The sequence below is a fragment of the Alloacidobacterium sp. genome (genome assembly GCF_035631355.1).
In the GTDB taxonomy this organism is placed as follows: domain Bacteria; phylum Acidobacteriota; class Terriglobia; order Terriglobales; family Acidobacteriaceae; genus Alloacidobacterium.
The window spans coordinates 46,576-62,647 of the sequence record NZ_DASQIX010000061.1 but is presented as its reverse complement, the minus strand read 5'-3'; the positions used below and the strand labels follow the sequence as shown (position 1 = coordinate 62,647).

Below are 16,072 nucleotides of genomic sequence, written 5' to 3'. Positions count from 1 at the left end.
GAGGCGGCATGGACACAACGATCCTCGACGCAATCCCCGGCACAAATCCGAGTGGCGAGAATCTTCGACACGAACTGATTTATGGAGAGATTCGCAAGCGCATCAGGAGAGCGCGGGGCGAAGTGTTTTCCCATCCGGGTGATCTCGACTATTGCAGCGCCGATGAAGACTGGCGATTTGTTGCCCGTACCTGCCGCGATTTGCTGATGCGACGAAGCAAAGACCTGATGCTCGCAGCGTGGCTGATCGAGGCGCAGCTTGCACTAGATGGATTAGCCGGACTGCAGGATGGACTCGACATACACCGCGGATTGTTAGAGAACTTCTGGGAAACGCTGTACCCAGAGATCGAAGACGGCGATATTGAGTCCCGGCTGCGTATTTTCGAATGGCTGGACCAGCAGCTTGCAGTATCGGTTGAGGGAGTTCTTGCGATTTACCCAAAGACCGACGACCTTGAGGGCCGCCGCAAAAGAAACTGTGAACTCGATGCTTGTATCGAAAGACTCAAGACGCTGGAAGAGGCATGTTGGAAGAAGTTCGGTGACGAGGGTCCGGTATTCGCGAAGTTGCGTAATACGTTGCTGGGGCATTTGGCCGGTGAAGACAATCTGGCGGCGCTGCTTGCAGACGCGGAAGACCTTCCCGTGAGCGAGTCTGAACTTCGATTGATAGAGATCGAAAAACGAAAGCAGGTAGTGGAAGGACTCTTGGAGGCGCGCCGTTATGATGCGGCACTTCACACGGTGCACGAGTTTCCTGAATCGGAGGAAGTGAACCGCTTACTCGATTCGGTGCGTAACCAGATACAGGAAAAAAGGAGTGCTGTTTCTCCGCCGCCGCGTGCTCCAGCGCCTGCTATGCCCGCGTCAATTGTCGTTCGCGAGCCACAAAAAGTGGATTTTACCCTGACGGCTCCAGCCGCAGTTGTCCCGTCAGTGCCATTTGAGATTTTTATCTGGGCACACGAATCTGGTCAGCGGTCGCGTGTGCTGGCTCGGGCTCGCGAGGAACTCGGAGTGCGAGATGTGCTGGCACGGGCGAAGGGGCCGGTCAAGCTTTTGACCGGAACCGTGTTGCGCGTACAACTTAGAATTCCTGGCGCAGTAATTGATGAGTCGGAAGATACGATGGTGTGGGAAGGTGAATCCACCTGCGCTTCGTTCGTGGTTACACTGCCTGAGTTAAGCAGGGAAGCAAAGTGCTACGGCTCTGCCCACATCTATGCAAACGGCGTTCAGATTGCGAAGATTCCATTCCTGTTATCGGCAGCGGGTACAGCAGACATCATTGAGGCTTCTGGGGTTCGATACAAGAATGCCTTTGCCTCGTACGCGTCAGCCGATCGCGATGCTGTGCTGGGACGGATCCAGGGCATCCACAAAATTGCGCCAGAGTTGGATGTGTTTCTCGATGTGCTGTCGTTGCGCTCAGGACAGAACTGGGAAACGGAATTGTGGCGGGTGATTCCTGCAAGCGACATTTTTTACCTGTTCTGGTCTACTCATGCCCGAGACTCGGAATGGGTGGAACGGGAATGGAGATGCGCGCTGCGCGAACGTGGCATTGAGTTCATCGATCCGATTCCGCTGGAGTCGCCGCAGGAGTCACCGCCACCGCCAGAGCTTAGATCGCTTCATTTCAATGATTGGGAACTGGCGTTTCGGCGCAGCAACATTTCCACCTAGGTATAACCAAATACTGAACTTGTTCCCCTTGCCCTTCTACAAAAGATGAAGTATTAATCTTCTTGTAGAAGTGAAAGGGTAAATCATTGACCGAACGCATCGATCTCCCGCAGGGAACTTTAGACCTGCTCATCCTCAGAACTTTGTTGCCCGGGTCACAGCATGGCTGGGCCATAGCAGACCGCGTGCAGCAGGTGTCGAGCGACGTGCTCAGGATTCAGCAGGGGTCGCTGTATCCGGCGCTGCACCGCCTGGAGCGGCGCGGTTGGATCAAGGCCAGATGGGGGGCATCGGAAAATAACCGGCGCGCGAAGTATTACGGACTGACCCGCTCGGGACGGAAGCAGCTTGAGGCGGAAACCGAGAGCTGGAGCAGGCTGACCGCTGCGGTCGCCCAGATTCTGGAAAGCGTGTGAGGCCGCAATGCTAAGTGACTTGTTGTATCGCCTGCGCGCGCTGTTTCGTCGGAACACTGTAGAAGCGGAACTGGATGATGAACTGCGCTTCCATTTCGAGCATGAAGTGGAGAAGTACCGTAAGACAGGCATGAATGAAGACGAGGCGAGGCGGCGCGCGCGAATGAGTTTCGGAGGGCAGGAGCAAGTGAAGGAAGACTGCCGCGAAGCGCGGGGTACAGGCCTGATCGAGAGCGGGCTGCAGGATATTCGCTACGCTCTGCGGCAGTTGCGCAAGACTCCGGGCTTTACGATCACGGCAGTGTTGACCCTTGCACTGGGAATCGGAGCGAACTGCGCGATTTTCACACTTGTAAACGCCGTGCTGCTGAAGAACCTGCCGGTGACCGATCCGAAGACGCTGGTGCGGCTGGGCAATAACGACGATTGCTGCGTGGGGGAGGGGACAAACGGCGACAGCGGCGAATACTCTCTCTTCTCGACCGACACCTATGAGCAATTAAAAAAGAATGCGCCGGAATTTGAAGAACTGGCGGCCATTCAGGCGGGCTTTACCTTCAGGCCCGTGACTGTGCGACGTGATGGGAATGGAGAACTGGCGCGGTCGGTAATGGGCGAATTTGTCTCCGGCAACTACTTCCGGACATTCGGACTGAAGCCACAGACAGGACGGCTGTTCACGGATGCCGACGACGTTCAGGGCGCGCCGATGGTTGCAGTAATGAGCTATGAGAAGTGGATGAACGACTATTCGGGCGACCCTGCGATTGTTGGCAGCACGTTCTACATCAATACAAAGCCAGTGACGATTGCCGGAATTGCTCCTAAGGGATATTTCGGAGACCGGCTGGTGAGCACGCCGCCAGACTTTTATCTACCGATTGAGACAATGCCGGTGCTCGCGAATGTTGCATATGTCCATGACCCTGACCAGAACTGGCTCTATATCGTTGGTCGCGTAAAGCCGGGCGTGCAACTTGGTCCGCTACAGGCGAAACTGAGCGGACTACTGCGGCAGATCTTTGCGCCGAGCGAAATGTTTTCAGGACCACATCATGACGAACTGCTGGCGAAGGCGCACATCGTGGTGACGCCGGCTGGCGGGGGGATTCAGTGGATGCAGGACGACTATTCTTCGCACCTGCACCTGTTGACGTGGGTCGCTGGCCTGGTGCTGCTGATTGCATGCGCGAATATCGCCAACCTGCTGCTGGTGCGTGGCATGGCGCGGAAAGCCGAGATGTGCGTGCGGACAGCATTGGGAGCGGCACGCAGCAGAATCATCCGGCAGTTGCTGACAGAGAGCCTCGTGCTGGCGGTGTTGAGCGGGCTTGTCGGGCTGGTTGTGGCATATGCCGGGACACGGATGCTGCTGATGTTGGCGTTTCCCGGAGACCAGAATGTTCCGATCAACGCAAGCCCATCACTGGAAGTGCTGGGATTTGCCTTTTCACTGTCGCTGGTGACGGGCGTGCTGTTTGGAGTAGCTCCGGCATGGATCGCGGCACAGGCTGAACCAGCCGATGTACTGCGCAGCAGTTCTCGGTCAACAGTCTCAGGCGCTTCGCTGCTCCAGCGTGGACTCGTCGTAGGGCAAGCGGCTCTGTCGTTGGTGCTGCTGGTGGGCGCGGGATTGTTTTCGCAAAGTCTGAACAAGCTGGAAAGCACGAACATGAGGCTGGAAACGAAGAACCGCTATATCGTCCACTTCAATGCTCAGACCGCGGGATACGCGCAGACACAGGTAGAGGCGCTTTATCGAACAATGGAAGACCGGTTTCATGCGATTCCTGGCGTGAAGAGAGTCGGTATCAGCTCCTATACGCCGATGGAAGACAACAATAACGGCTGGGGCGTGCAGGTAGAAGGAAAGCCTCGTGTGGATGGGACTTGGGCATCGCGTATCAAAGCGAATGCGGAGTACTTTGATTCGGTGGGAACGCGCGTCGTGATGGGGCGCGGTATCGGGACACAGGACACTTCAGCTACGCGGCCGGTGGCGGTTGTGAATCAGACGTTTGTGCGGAAGCTGTTTGCGGCGGGTGAGAATCCGATCGGGCAGCATTTTGGCGGCGGTCCAGAGTCTCCCGCCGAATGGGAGATCGTGGGCGTAGTGGAAGATACGGCCTACACGAACGTCCGCTGGAAGGACCATCTGATGTACTTTGTGCCGCTGGGCCAGAGGCCGTTGGGCACGAAGGAACCGATCGAAAAGGACGAGTCGATGTATGTCAATGCAATCGTCCTCGACACTGACTACCCGATCAACAACATGGAAACGCTGGCGCGGCAGACGCTTGCGGCAATCAATCCAAATCTGACCGCCCAGAAATTCCAGACCTTCGATGCACAGATTGCCGACCGTTTTACAGAAGAACGTTTGCTGGCCCGGCTGACAATGCTCTTTGGCGGGCTGGCGCTGCTGCTGGCGACAATCGGCCTTTACGGCGTCACTTCATATACAGTTGTGCGGCGGACTTCGGAGATCGGCATTCGCATGGCTCTGGGCGCGGAACGCGGCAGCGTGATTGCGATGGTGATGCGAGGGGCGGTATTCCAGACTCTATTGGGTCTGGCCATTGGAGTCCCGATTGCTTTACTTTGCGTGCGCTTTGTGAAGGCGCAGCTCTATGAGATTGCCAGCGTGGATTCCAGTGTGCTCACTGTAGCCATACTGACGCTTGCTGTGGCAGCTTGTATTGCCGGATTGATTCCCGCGCGACGGGCAGCCTCCACCGATCCTGTGCAGGCGTTACGAACGGAGTAAGAAATGCGGAAAGCTAGGCAGTGATGCCAACGCTTTCCGCACCGTTGTATTTTCATTTACCAGGGCAGCGGCTGGCCCATGTGGAAGTAGCCGCCTGTCGGGCCGTCGGCGGCCAGCGTTGCAAGCTGGACGCTGGTCTTTGCGCCATCTGGGATTTCCATCGGCGCCGCGTCGGTGCCCATATCGGTCTTTACCCAACCGGGATGCGCGGAGTTGACCTTAATCTTCGTGTCCTTCAACTCATAAGCCAGATGAATGGTGAATGCGTTGAGTGCCGCCTTGGATGCATCGTAGGCAAGGACCTTGGCGCCATAGATGGGCGAGCCGGGATCAGCATGCAGAGTGAGCGAGCCCAGAATGCTGGACAGATTGACAATGCGGCCTTCAGGCGCTTTCTTGATGAGCGGGAGCAGCGTCTGCGTCAGCTCAATCGTGCCGAAGAAGTTGGTGTCGAAAGTCTCACGCAGGACGGCCGGCGAAACTTTGCTCGCGTTGTTTCCATCCAGAAAGTTTTCCCTTGAGATCCCAGCATTGTTAATCAGAATGTCGAGCTTGCCATAATTCTTGTCGAAGTAGGCATAAGCTTCTTTGTAGTCAGCCGGCTTGGTTATGTCGAAGCGAATAACATCCACATCGAGACCTTCAGCCTTCAGCTTCGCGATAGCTGCTTTGCCATTCTCCAGACTACGCGAGCCGATAACGGCTTTGACGCCGGCTTGTGCCAGCTGACTCGCTGTTTCAAGACCAATGCCCCGGTTCCCGCCAGTAATAAATGCAATTTTTTTCTCTGTAGCCATGCTCGTAGAGTACTCCTCAGTGGTGTCATTGAGATGAACCAGACGGGGATTGGATTCAGAAGAAAGCCGGAACAGGATTGCTGTCCCGGCCTTGAAGCGCGTCAGAGGATGATCTGGTTGGAGACCAGCCGGATACGCCAGTCAAAAGTGACATTAGGCGCGGGGTTTCCATTAGCGTCCCATGTGTAAACAGTAATTTGAACATCGTTATAACTGTTCGGACTGTTCGGATCAGGCACCAACGAGTAAGTCATGGTAAGGAACGACGGGCTGGCCGAGCGGACAGTCGCCTGCAGGTTGATTGGGGCGGCCAGTGACCGGACCAGCGGCAGGCATATCGCGCTGCTCAACAGGAAGGTGACGTTGCCATTGCCTCCCGTGGTAGAGCTTGCGTTGCCATCGAGTAGGGAAGACGAAACGCAGCTCTGGCCGAGAACAATGATGCTTCTCCAGAGGACGGTCCCATCGGCATAATCATGCGCGCCGACAGGCCATCGCAAACTAATGATCTGTTCCGGCGCAATGTCGATTTCGTGGCCCGCGGCAACTTCAATCTGCTTTTTCAGAGCTTGTAGGTCGGCCTTTTTTTCAGATTTTTTCTCCATTTTCTGCTCCTTCAAATAGGTGGTTCGCCCACACGGATAAAAAGTGATCGGGGCCCGTAATGCGGTCTTGTCTGGTAGTGTTTCTGGAGGCTAATGCGTTGCAGATATTTCGAGGTGGACTGAACTTATGAGGATTTCAGCACGGGTATCCAATCAACACGACAGAAACATGCTCGATCTTCAGACCGGCGAGCATAAGCACTCTTTGGACATCCCGGCCAAGGCGAACAGCCGTGGTTCGAGCGTGAATGGCGGAGAACTGCTCTTTCTCGCTCTTGCGACTTGCTACTGCAATGACATCTACCGCGAAGCGGGGAAGCGCGGGATTGAGGTAAGAAGCGTTGAAGTCGAGGTGAGCGGCGAATTTGGCAACGAGGGCGAAGCGGCGCGTGATATCAGTGGATGCCGAGGCGAGCCGGGAAGAGATCCTGGATCTCATGCGGCATACAGACTCCGTGGCCGAGATACACAACACGCTCAGAAATGCTTCGAAAGTAGTGCTGTCGCACTGTGAAGCCGGCGAAGTGTAGGCCTTCGTTCATTCTGTTACTCTCGCCTAAAGCCATGCCTGCATTTTGCGATGTTGCCCTGCCGGTTCCGCTGGACCGCGCATTTACCTATGCGCTGAATGGCGAGGTCCCGGGCATAGGCTGCCGCGTTCTGGTTCCGTTTCGCAATGAAAAGCTGACAGGCGTAGTGGTGCGATTGCATGACAATGCGCCGCCTGTAGAAGCAAAGGCGCTGATAACAGTGCTCGACCGCGAGCCAATTCTGTCTGAAGCTCTTCTGGAGTTGGCCCAGTGGATAGCGCAGTACTACATCGCTCCATTGGGTGAGGTGTTGCGCACCATGCTGCCGCTGATGGCCGAGGTGCGGCGTGTGGTGCTGTATAAGATCACCGACACTGGCCGTCAGATGCTGCACGAAGGCGCTGAAAAAGGCTCATCGCGGCGCTCCAAGCTTTCACCCGCAGACCAGAACATGGAATACGCCGTACTGAATTACCTGGAGAGCGGGGAGGCGATGAAGGTTTCGCGCCTGCGCTCTTCAACCGGAGCCAGCCTGCAACTACTGCATGGCATGTTGCGCAAGCGTTGGATTGCACGCGAAACAGCGGCGGATGCTCGCGATGCTCGCCGGACAGTGCGCTTTGCGGTGCTGGTAGAAGGCGCGCGGCTGCCGAAGCTGAACGAGAACCAACAGGCGATTCTGGCCGAATTGGCTGGAGCTGGTGGCGAGCTTCCAGTCGCCGAGCTATGCAGGCTGACCCTGCCGCAGTCAACATTGGCCACGCTGGTTAAGCGCGAATTGGTGGAGATTAAAGAGCGGCCAGCGGATTTTCATCTGACCGCGCTGGGAGTGAAGCGGCCTGAGTATGAACTGAACGCCCAACAGGTCGCCGCATTCGACGTGATTACGACTGCGGTTGCTTCCGGCGAGTTTCGGCCGCATCTGCTGCATGGCGTTACCGGATCGGGCAAGACGGCGGTGTATCTGTCGGCTATGCGTCACGCGCTTGATCAGGGCAAGTCCGCGATTCTGCTGGTGCCGGAGATCGGGTTGACTCCGGCGATGGCGGCGCAACTGCATCATGCGTTTGGATCCGAAGTGGCGCTGCTGCATTCCGCGCTTACTCCGGAAGAGCGCGCCGAACAATGGCACCGGATTCGCAGAGGCGATGCGCGAATTGTGGTTGGAACGCGGTCCGCTGTTTTTGCTCCGGTTGCGAATCTTGGATTGATTGTCGTCGATGAGGAGCACGATTCAAGCTACAAGCAGGAAGAGATGCCGCGCTACCATGCCCGCGATGTGGCGGTGATGCGGGCGAAGCTGTCATCGGCTGTCGTGGTGCTGGGGTCGGCGACGCCATCGCTCGAGTCATGGCAGAACGCTCTGCGCTGGCGCTACACAAAAATCGAAATGCACGAGCGCGTGAATCAGCGGCCGCTGCCTCTGGTCGAGCTAGTGGACATGCGGCGCGAGTTTCAGGAGACAGGGCAGGAGCAGCTTTTCTCCCGCGCTCTGGTTGAGGAAACGAAAGCCGCGCTCGACCGGGACGAGCAGGCCATCATTCTATTGAACCGACGCGGCTATTCCTATGTAGTCCTGTGCCGCGCATGTGGCGAAAAGCTTGAATGCGAGAACTGCGCCATCTCGCTGACCTACCATAAAGCCGTCGGTGAGGACGTGCGCGCGCAGGTGGGGCAGCGACTGGAATGTCACTATTGCGGTTACAAAAGAACCGTGCCGAAGCTCTGCACCAAATGCGAAAGCGAGCACCTGTATTTTCTTGGCGCGGGCTCGCAGCAGGGCGAAGAGCGGCTGCAGGAAATTTTCCCCGGCGCGCGCATCGGGCGCATGGACCGCGATACTGTGCGCGGCAGGCACGATCTCGAACGGCTGCTGATGCGGCTGCACTCCGGCGAGATCAATCTGCTTGTCGGCACGCAGATGATCGCCAAGGGCCACGATATCCACGGCGTAACTCTGGTCGGCGTCGTGGGCTGCGACCATGCGCTGGGATTGCCGGACTTTCGCGCGTCAGAGCGTGTATTTCAGCTCATGACGCAGGTTTCCGGACGCGCCGGGCGCGGAGAGCTTCCGGGAAAAGTGATTGTGCAGACCTATCATCCCGATCACTACGCGATTGAATGCGCGGCCAAGCACGATTTTCACGCATTTGTGGATCGCGAATTAAAATACCGCCGTTGGATGCACTATCCGCCGTTCAATTCTTTGGCAAATGTGCTGATTCAGAGCCAGCATCTCGAAGAAGCAGCTGGATGGGCCGCGACGCTGGGGCGTTGGTTTCAGCAGACGCAGATGACCGGCGTACGGGTGTTGGGTCCGGCGACCGCGCCGATTTCAAAAATCAAACGCATTTATCGCTTTCACCTTGTCATGAAGGCGGAAAAGCGGCAGCTTCTTGCCAAAACTCTTCAGGCCATGCTGGCCCATGCTGAAGAGTCCGGAATCCCGCGGCGAAACCTGATCATCGACGTCGATGCAGTCAGCCTGATGTAAAGAGCTCAATAGGTTGCCTGCGCTAGTCACAAGATTTTCGTGTCGTACAAATTATTTTGCATATAAATAAATCCGTTCGCTTGCGAAATTAATGAGCGTAATCGATGATGGTTTTAACCCACTGAGCTGCCTATACATCTAGACCGCTCCAATGAATAACAAATGATGTGAAAACGATTTCCGGAGGCACACCATGTTTAATGGCTTGCGATCACGCCTTACAGGCGTGTCGTTCCGTTCACTTTGTGTAGTTCTTGTCGTCTCGTTTTTATTCCTTGTACCAGCAAACGTTTTAGCACAAATCGACCAGGGATCGATTAGTGGAACGGTGAAGGACACGACCGGCGCGGTCATTCCAAACGCCACCGTCACTCTCACCAATGCAGATACTGCCCTTGAGTTCTCACGCACGACGGATGCCAGCGGTTTCTACATCTTCACGCCTATCAAAATCGGCCATTATTCCCTGGTAGCATCCGCGTCTGGATTTGTTTCGGAAAAGCGCGAGAATATTCAGGTCGATGTCAGCCAGCGGGTCGGCGTCGATCTTGTTCTAAAGGCTGGCGCAGCCACTCAAACCGTTACCGTCACTGGGACGCCGGCTCTCCAGACGGAAGACGCTTCAACTGGGCAGGTTTTCTCCACGCAGGTCATTCAGGACACACCGCTTGACGGACGCAACTATGTATTTGTCGCGCAATTGGCCACCGGCGTAGCCGCGCCGAATCAGGGTTTCCGTCAGGTTGCCGGCGCGGGAGATTTCACGTCGAATGGAAATCGCGTCTCGCAGAATAATTTCATTCTCGACGGCGTGGACAACAACTCGAACATGCAGGACTTCCTGAATGGAGCCACCTATGCCGTGCGCCCGCCCCCGGATGCGCTAGCGGAGTTCAAAGTGCAGAGCAGTGACTACAGCGCGGAACTGGGGCGCTCGACCGGAGCAGCGGTCAATGCCTCCATCAAGTCCGGCACGAATAGTTTTCACGGAAGCCTCTGGGAATATTTCCGCAGCGATAAGATGGCGGCGATTGACTACTTCAACAGTGGCCAGACTGCATATCATCAGAACCAGTTCGGCGCGACCCTGGGCGGTCCGTTTCTCAGGAACAAGCTCTTCTTCTTTGCCGACGCGCAGGGGACTCGCATTTCGTCGTTTGTGCCTGCTTCGCCCGACAATACTGTGCCCACCGCTGCCATCCGGAATGGCGACTTCTCCGAGATGCTTGATCCAAACAATACAGCGGGCAACGGATCCATCCCGCTTTATCAGGTTGGCGGTAATCCCACCAGCGCTCCGGGCGCGCCAGAAAATCCGAACGGGCCTCAGAACTATCTGACATGCAATGGCGTGCAGAATGTGATTTGCCCAGGTCAGGTCAACACGGTTGCGCAGGGAATTCTGAATCTCTTTCCGGCGCCGAATCAGGGTGGTCCGCATCAGGTGTTCAACAACTACACCATTCCGGCAACCTCCTTCAGCAACAACACGACTCAGTATGATGCCCGTCTGGATTTCAACCTATCCGCATCAGACCAGATTTTCGGGCGCTACAGCTACTCCAACAATCCGACGACGTATACGCCTCCGCTGGGAATTCTTGACGGCGGCGGTTTTGGCACCGGTGGACAGAACTCCAACTATGGCAAGAGCGGCGTCGTGAGCGAGACGCATTTCTTCAGTCCGACGCTCTCCAATGAATTTCGCGCCGGCTTTAACTGGCTCTTTGCCGCATATCTGCAGGCCAACAGCAACCTGAACCTTGCAGCGCAACTCGGCATGGGCGGCATACCTTTCGGCCCGAACTTGGGCGGCATGCCGGACATTGGGTTTGGAGGATATCTCAACGGTGTCGGCGTTGCGGGATATGTGCCGTCAGACGAAAAACAGAACGTGCTGCAACTGATCGACAACGTGTCGAAAGTATGGGGAAGGCACAGCCTCAAGATGGGTGTGGACTTTCAGCACATTCGTTTTTATGGCCTGCAACCGCCCAATGGGTTAGGAAGCGAAAATTTCTCCGGCACCTACACTTCCGACCCCGGGAACCCGAATATTCTTACCGGCTCCGGCGCCGCGGATTTTCTTCTGGACCTGATGAACAGCTCTTCCATCACCAGCATCACTCCGGTAACAGACGTGCGCTGGTATGAATCAGCCTATGTCCAGGACGACTGGAAGGTGACGCCGCGCCTGACTCTGAACCTGGGCCTGCGCTGGGAATACACCCAGCCGATACGCGAGGTCCACGATTACCAGGCGAACTTTATCGGCAACTTTGCCGGCATGAACCAGGGAAGCGGCACATATCTCATTCCAAAATCGCAGGCGAGCTATCCGATTCCAACTCAGTTGCAGCAGGCCTTTGCTGCCGACAACATCACTGTGCAATACGTCTCGAATCAATACCTGGTCAATCCGCAGAAGTGGAATTTTGCTCCTCGCGTGGGCGTGGCATTCATGGCCGATCCAAAAACAGTGGTGCGGGCTGGGGGAGGTGTGTTCTACGGCGGGTTGGAGAACATCGGCCTAGGCTTGAACCTGGGCAACAATGCGCCGTTTAATGTGAATGCGAATTTCAATCCCATTCCAAATGTGTGCCAGAACATCAACGGGGATGTCACCTGTCCGACCAATGGGCAGACTCTGGAGACAGGCTTCAGCGAAGCGTTGAACGCTCCTAATGGAGGCCTGGTCAACTTTGCCAACCTGCCCACCATTTACACCGCTGACCAGAATGCGAAAAGCCCGTATATCGTGGCCTACAACCTGAGTTTTCAGCACGCGCTCACCAATACTCTCACCTTCACTATTAACTATCAGGGCAACCAGAGCCGGCATCTGCAGTCGAGCTATAACGCAAACCAATATCCGGGAGTTGTTCCTCGCGGCGCGAATGGACAGGACTATCAGCCCTTCCATGATTTCGGCGTCGTATCCGTCAGAAATACCGGCGTCGGCCGCTACGATTCGCTGCAGGCGAAGATGGATAAGCGTTATTCACACGGCTTGTATTTTCTCGCTGGCTATACCTGGTCGCATTGCCTGGACGATGCTTTTGGTCCGATTGGCCAATCGCAATACGGCGGCTATCGCAACCCGAACTTCCTGGGCTTCCGTTATGACTACGGCGCTTGCACGCAGGACGTCCGCAACCGGTTCACCTTCTCTCCGCAATATGAATTGCCCTTCGGCGCGGGAAAGAGGTTCCTCAATCATGGCGGCATCACCGACGCAGTTGTAGGGGGATGGAAAACGAGTCTCATATTCCAGGTGCAGACAGGCACGCCCATCTTCCTGAACTCAAGCAATCAGGGCAGCAGCTACCCCATCAAAATCGGCGATCCATTTTCAGCCGGAGGCACTGCAGACCCGGCAACGCAGCCGCAGTTTGACTGCACGACGACGGTGCGCTCGCTGCAATCCTGGTATAACCCATGCGCTTTCAAGAACCCTCCGCGTGCATACAATGGACCTGACGATCCAAGCCATAACCTAATCAACATCGCCAATGCCGGCACCCAACCCTTTGGGCCTCCGGGACGCGTCTCACTGAATGGGCCGGGCTTCTACGGGCTGGATATGTCGCTCTTCAAGAGCTTCCGCATCCCGTTCCATGAATCCGCCGTCCAGATCCGGGGCGATGCTTTCAATCTCTTAAATCATCCATCCTTCGGGAATCCGAACAACAGCCTGACCGGCAATTCAGCCAGCAGCATTACTTCAACCCGCTTCAGCGCTTTGATTCCGAACGCACGCGTGCTGCAAGTAGCAGCGCAATATAGTTTCTAGCTTGAGAGGAATGGATGTATATAAAGAGGGGCTATTAGACGGCCCCTTTTTAGCTTTTCTATTCCAGTCCGGCCAATCCGGGAAATTAGGCCGGACACTCTTAGCGTGCATACTTCGATGAGGACAACACATGTCAGATATCAGACAAGCGCGAGCAGCGTTGGTACAGCGAATTCTGGAAGGAGCCGGTAAGGCGTCGCCCTCCGAGCGTCGGGCAGCGTTCGACAACAGCGGTCTCGCCGAACCACTTAGCGCGTTGGCCGACAAGGTTGCCAGACGTGCCTGTTGGATCACGGACGAAGACATCAACGCCGCGCGTGGTGCAGGTCTCAGCGAAGACGAGATATTCGAGATCGTGGTGTGCGCTGCGGTTGGGCAAGCCACTCGGCAGTACGATGCGGCGCTTGCGGCCCTTGGGACCGCGCTCGGGAAGGAGTGAGATCATGCGCCTTCAAATCCTTGATAACGGCCACGGTTTTGGTACGAAGGCGCTTTTCGCGATCATTCGAACTGTCTCGCGCCAGCCTGTGCTTGACGTTGTCAAACTGGTCAAGTATCGGTCTGACTTTTACGGCGGCCCGATGTCGAGAGTGACCGAGGAGGCGATGCGCGGGCCTTCCACCTGGTCTGTAGGTGATCGCGAATTAATGGCCGCGTTCATCGCGAAGACGAACCAGTGCGAATTCTGTATCAAGGCGCATTCGGCGGTTGCGCAAGCGGCATATTATCGCGACGGGAAAGAGCTTCCTGACTTGTCGCCCGATTTCGATAAGGATGCCGTCGAGGAGCCATTGCGTGCGACCCTGCTCATGCTGGGCAAACTAACGCGCGAACACGTAGTGAATGCGGATGACATGCGCGCAGTCCTGGCCGCCGGGGCTACGCGCCAACAGATTGAGGATGCGCTCGCGGTCTGTTTCTCGTTCAATGTGATCGGACGGTTGGCCGATGCCTTCGGGTTCTTCGTGCCTGGTCCTGATGCTTTTGAGGCTGGCGCGAAATACCTTCTCGCGCGCGGCTACCGTTGAACACACATCGCGGCTAATTCAGTGTGAGATGGGAAAGGAATAGCTATTCGTCGAGTAGATGCAGTTCTTTGCCAGGTTTGAAGCGAACCGCCTTGCCGGGGGTAATGGTCACCTCTGCGCCGGTCCTCGGGTTTCGGCCGATCCCGGTCTTGCGCGGGCGCACATTGAAAACGCCAAAGCCCCTTAATTCAATGCGATCGCCTGCGGCCAAGGCCTTTTTCAGGCTTTCAAATACCGTGTCCACCGCAGCTTCCGCCTTATTGCGCGGCAGGCCCGTACGTTCGATGACGTGATGAATAATGTCTTGTTTTATCAACGCGTTCACCCCTATCTGTAAGGCTTTGCCGATGGAATCACGGCTACAGGGATACTAGAAAGCTTTTCCTGCAATGTCAATGCGCCTGTGTCACTTAAGATGCACATTTTGAGTGGATTATTCTACTTTTTTTGATTTCGCGATACCCTGAAAGAGCAGGGCAAGGAGTTGCATGTCAATTAAGAGCGACCGCTGGATTCGTGAGCAGGCCACCATACACCAGATGATCCATCCTTTCAGCGAAAAGCAGGTAAAGGAAGGGGTTATCTCCTATGGATTGTCTTCGTATGGGTACGATTTACGGGTTTCCGATGAATTTAAAATCTTTACAAACGTAAATAGCGCTATCATTGATCCTAAGGATTTTGACGAGCGGTCGTTTGTGACAGTGCAGGCCGAGTCGGTGATTATCCCCCCAAACTCCTTTGCACTGGCGCGCTCAGTCGAATATTTCAAGATTCCGCGGGACGTACTGACAATCTGTGTTGGGAAGTCGACATATGCCCGGTGCGGCATCATCGTGAACGTGACCCCATTTGAACCGGAGTGGGAGGGTTACGTGACCTTGGAAATTTCAAACACGACGCCTTTGCCGGCTCGTGTATATGCCAATGAAGGGCTCTGCCAGATTCTCTTCTTCCAGTCGGATGATGTATGCGAAATAAGCTACGCTGATCGCCGCGGGAAGTATCAGAAACAGCAGGGAATTGTTCTGCCGAAGTTGTGATGGAAGAAGCACGCAAGTACGCGCAGCGCCTCAGAGTCGGCCTCTTCGCAGTTGAGCCGATTCGACGCGCCGGATTGCGCAGCATTCTGGAAGAAATGCCCAGCATCGAGCTGATTGATGCTGGCCTGGATGGCCTGCTTGCCGCCGAAGCGCTGCACATAGCCGTCATCAGCCTGATGGTCCGCTCAGAAGTTCTGACGACTATCGAACGGTTGCGGGCGGCCACACCTGCTGTCCGCATCATCGTGATGAGCGAAGGCGGAGACGACGAAAGCGTCATCACCACAATTCTGGCGGGAGCGAAGGGATATCTGCAGGATAATGCAGAGCCGGCCGAGGTAGCACGGGCCGTGGAAGTTGTGGCGAGCGGATCAATCTGGGCGCCGCGCAGGACCCTGTCCATGCTGGTTGACCGCATGGTCGATGGAGGGACATTCTCTCAACGGACCGCCCCTCAATTCACCCATCGTGAACTGGAAGTGCTCCAGTTGCTGGTGTTCGCTCGATCCAACCGCGAGATTGCCGAAGCGCTCGGCATTGAGGTCCGCACCGTCAAATCTTATGTTGGGCGGATGATGCGGAAAGTCGGTGTGGGGAACCGGATTGCACTCTCAATCCACGCCGCAAAGCATGCTCTTGGTGGAGGCCCAGGCAAGAGCAATTAGAGACGCAGCCCGCTTTATCTGCCTGATAAATCAATAGCATACGCTCTGCTGTGCCCGAGTTCCCGAGGGACTTACTTAGGTGCATCCTACCTCAGTTATCTTGCAGCAATTATAGGAAAGCCGTACAACCCTACTAGCAACAACGCAGATCTGGGGAACGGGGCTGGCCTGTGCAGGTATCGCAAGGCCACCCCTTTTTTTCAAGATCAATTGGTAGCCTTCTTTCCACATCACCCGGCAATAACC

13 protein-coding genes are annotated in these 16,072 nt (G+C 55.8%); 9 read left to right on the top strand and 4 right to left on the bottom strand.

The annotated features are described in order from the left end of the window. Nucleotides 1-8 precede the first annotated feature (8 nt). The 3 genes from VEV40_RS10545 (at nucleotide 9) to VEV40_RS10535 (ending at nucleotide 4,871) form a co-directional block, all read left to right on the top strand. Nucleotides 9-1,688 carry a type VI secretion system ImpA family N-terminal domain-containing protein gene (locus VEV40_RS10545; RefSeq protein ID WP_324832188.1) on the top strand — a complete coding sequence of 560 codons (1,680 nt, stop codon included), beginning with the start codon at nucleotides 9-11 and terminating at the stop codon, nucleotides 1,686-1,688. Between the two features lie 86 nt (nucleotides 1,689-1,774). Continuing rightward, complete coding sequence (locus tag VEV40_RS10540) at nucleotides 1,775-2,104, top strand: PadR family transcriptional regulator (protein ID WP_324832186.1); 330 nt, start codon at nucleotides 1,775-1,777, stop codon at nucleotides 2,102-2,104. A 7-nt stretch (nucleotides 2,105-2,111) separates the two neighbouring features. Continuing rightward, the gene (locus VEV40_RS10535; protein ID WP_324832185.1) at nucleotides 2,112-4,871 is read left to right on the top strand and encodes an ABC transporter permease; all 2,760 of its coding nucleotides are present in this window, start codon (nucleotides 2,112-2,114) and stop codon (nucleotides 4,869-4,871) included. 56 nt (nucleotides 4,872-4,927) lie between these two features. On the opposite strand, the gene VEV40_RS10530 is transcribed toward VEV40_RS10535, so the two are convergent. Beyond that, nucleotides 4,928-5,668: an SDR family oxidoreductase gene (locus VEV40_RS10530; RefSeq protein WP_324832184.1), complete on the bottom strand. Its 741-nt coding sequence runs from the start codon at nucleotides 5,666-5,668 to the stop codon at nucleotides 4,928-4,930. A 101-nt stretch (nucleotides 5,669-5,769) separates the two neighbouring features. Next, complete coding sequence (locus VEV40_RS10525; protein ID WP_324832183.1) at nucleotides 5,770-6,273, bottom strand: hypothetical protein; 504 nt, start codon at nucleotides 6,271-6,273, stop codon at nucleotides 5,770-5,772. A 127-nt stretch (nucleotides 6,274-6,400) separates the two neighbouring features. On the opposite strand from VEV40_RS10525, the gene VEV40_RS20720 reads away from it, so the two are divergent. The 3 genes from VEV40_RS20720 (at nucleotide 6,401) to VEV40_RS10510 (ending at nucleotide 13,090) form a co-directional block, all read left to right on the top strand. Beyond that, nucleotides 6,401-6,787 carry an OsmC family protein gene (locus VEV40_RS20720; protein ID WP_414637840.1) on the top strand — a complete coding sequence of 129 codons (387 nt, stop codon included), beginning with the start codon at nucleotides 6,401-6,403 and terminating at the stop codon, nucleotides 6,785-6,787. 50 nt (nucleotides 6,788-6,837) lie between these two features. Next, nucleotides 6,838-9,297 (top strand): replication restart helicase PriA, encoded by a 2,460-nt coding sequence (priA, locus tag VEV40_RS10515; RefSeq protein ID WP_324832179.1) that lies wholly within the window; start codon nucleotides 6,838-6,840, stop codon nucleotides 9,295-9,297. A 193-nt stretch (nucleotides 9,298-9,490) separates the two neighbouring features. Next, nucleotides 9,491-13,090, top strand: coding sequence for a TonB-dependent receptor (locus VEV40_RS10510; RefSeq protein WP_324832178.1), 3,600 nt, complete (start codon nucleotides 9,491-9,493; stop codon nucleotides 13,088-13,090). Between the two features lie 133 nt (nucleotides 13,091-13,223). On the opposite strand, the gene VEV40_RS10505 is transcribed toward VEV40_RS10510, so the two are convergent. Beyond that, complete coding sequence (locus VEV40_RS10505; protein WP_324832177.1) at nucleotides 13,224-13,535, bottom strand: hypothetical protein; 312 nt, start codon at nucleotides 13,533-13,535, stop codon at nucleotides 13,224-13,226. On the opposite strand from VEV40_RS10505, the gene VEV40_RS10500 reads away from it, so the two are divergent. Next, complete coding sequence (locus VEV40_RS10500) at nucleotides 13,534-14,118, top strand: hypothetical protein (RefSeq protein ID WP_324832176.1); 585 nt, start codon at nucleotides 13,534-13,536, stop codon at nucleotides 14,116-14,118. The two genes, VEV40_RS10505 and VEV40_RS10500, sit on opposite strands and share 2 nt — an antisense overlap. A gap of 43 nt (nucleotides 14,119-14,161) precedes the next feature. On the opposite strand, the gene VEV40_RS10495 is transcribed toward VEV40_RS10500, so the two are convergent. Then, nucleotides 14,162-14,434, bottom strand: coding sequence for an HU family DNA-binding protein (locus VEV40_RS10495; protein ID WP_324832426.1), 273 nt, complete (start codon nucleotides 14,432-14,434; stop codon nucleotides 14,162-14,164). A gap of 172 nt (nucleotides 14,435-14,606) precedes the next feature. On the opposite strand from VEV40_RS10495, the gene dcd reads away from it, so the two are divergent. Continuing rightward, nucleotides 14,607-15,161, top strand: a complete 555-nt coding sequence (gene dcd / locus VEV40_RS10490; protein WP_324832175.1) for a dCTP deaminase — start codon at nucleotides 14,607-14,609, stop codon at nucleotides 15,159-15,161. After that, entirely contained in the window at nucleotides 15,161-15,826 is a 666-nt protein-coding gene (locus VEV40_RS10485) for a response regulator transcription factor (protein ID WP_324832173.1), read from the top strand. The genes dcd and VEV40_RS10485 overlap by 1 nt, the downstream gene beginning before the upstream one ends. The last annotated feature ends 246 nt before the right edge of the window (nucleotides 15,827-16,072 follow it).

Coding starts and splice junctions, on each gene's coding strand:
- VEV40_RS10500 (WP_324832176.1), top strand. CDS start 13,534: ATGCGCCTTCAAATCCTTGATAACGGCCACGGTTTTGGTACGAAGGCG.
- VEV40_RS10545 (WP_324832188.1), top strand. CDS start 9: ATGGACACAACGATCCTCGACGCAATCCCCGGCACAAATCCGAGTGGC.
- VEV40_RS10505 (WP_324832177.1), bottom strand. CDS start 13,535: ATGATCTCACTCCTTCCCGAGCGCGGTCCCAAGGGCCGCAAGCGCCGC.
- VEV40_RS10510 (WP_324832178.1), top strand. CDS start 9,491: ATGTTTAATGGCTTGCGATCACGCCTTACAGGCGTGTCGTTCCGTTCA.
- VEV40_RS10485 (WP_324832173.1), top strand. CDS start 15,161: ATGGAAGAAGCACGCAAGTACGCGCAGCGCCTCAGAGTCGGCCTCTTC.
- VEV40_RS10530 (WP_324832184.1), bottom strand. CDS start 5,668: ATGGCTACAGAGAAAAAAATTGCATTTATTACTGGCGGGAACCGGGGC.
- VEV40_RS20720 (WP_414637840.1), top strand. CDS start 6,401: ATGAGGATTTCAGCACGGGTATCCAATCAACACGACAGAAACATGCTC.
- VEV40_RS10525 (WP_324832183.1), bottom strand. CDS start 6,273: ATGGAGAAAAAATCTGAAAAAAAGGCCGACCTACAAGCTCTGAAAAAG.
- dcd (WP_324832175.1), top strand. CDS start 14,607: ATGTCAATTAAGAGCGACCGCTGGATTCGTGAGCAGGCCACCATACAC.
- priA (WP_324832179.1), top strand. CDS start 6,838: ATGCCTGCATTTTGCGATGTTGCCCTGCCGGTTCCGCTGGACCGCGCA.
- VEV40_RS10535 (WP_324832185.1), top strand. CDS start 2,112: ATGCTAAGTGACTTGTTGTATCGCCTGCGCGCGCTGTTTCGTCGGAAC.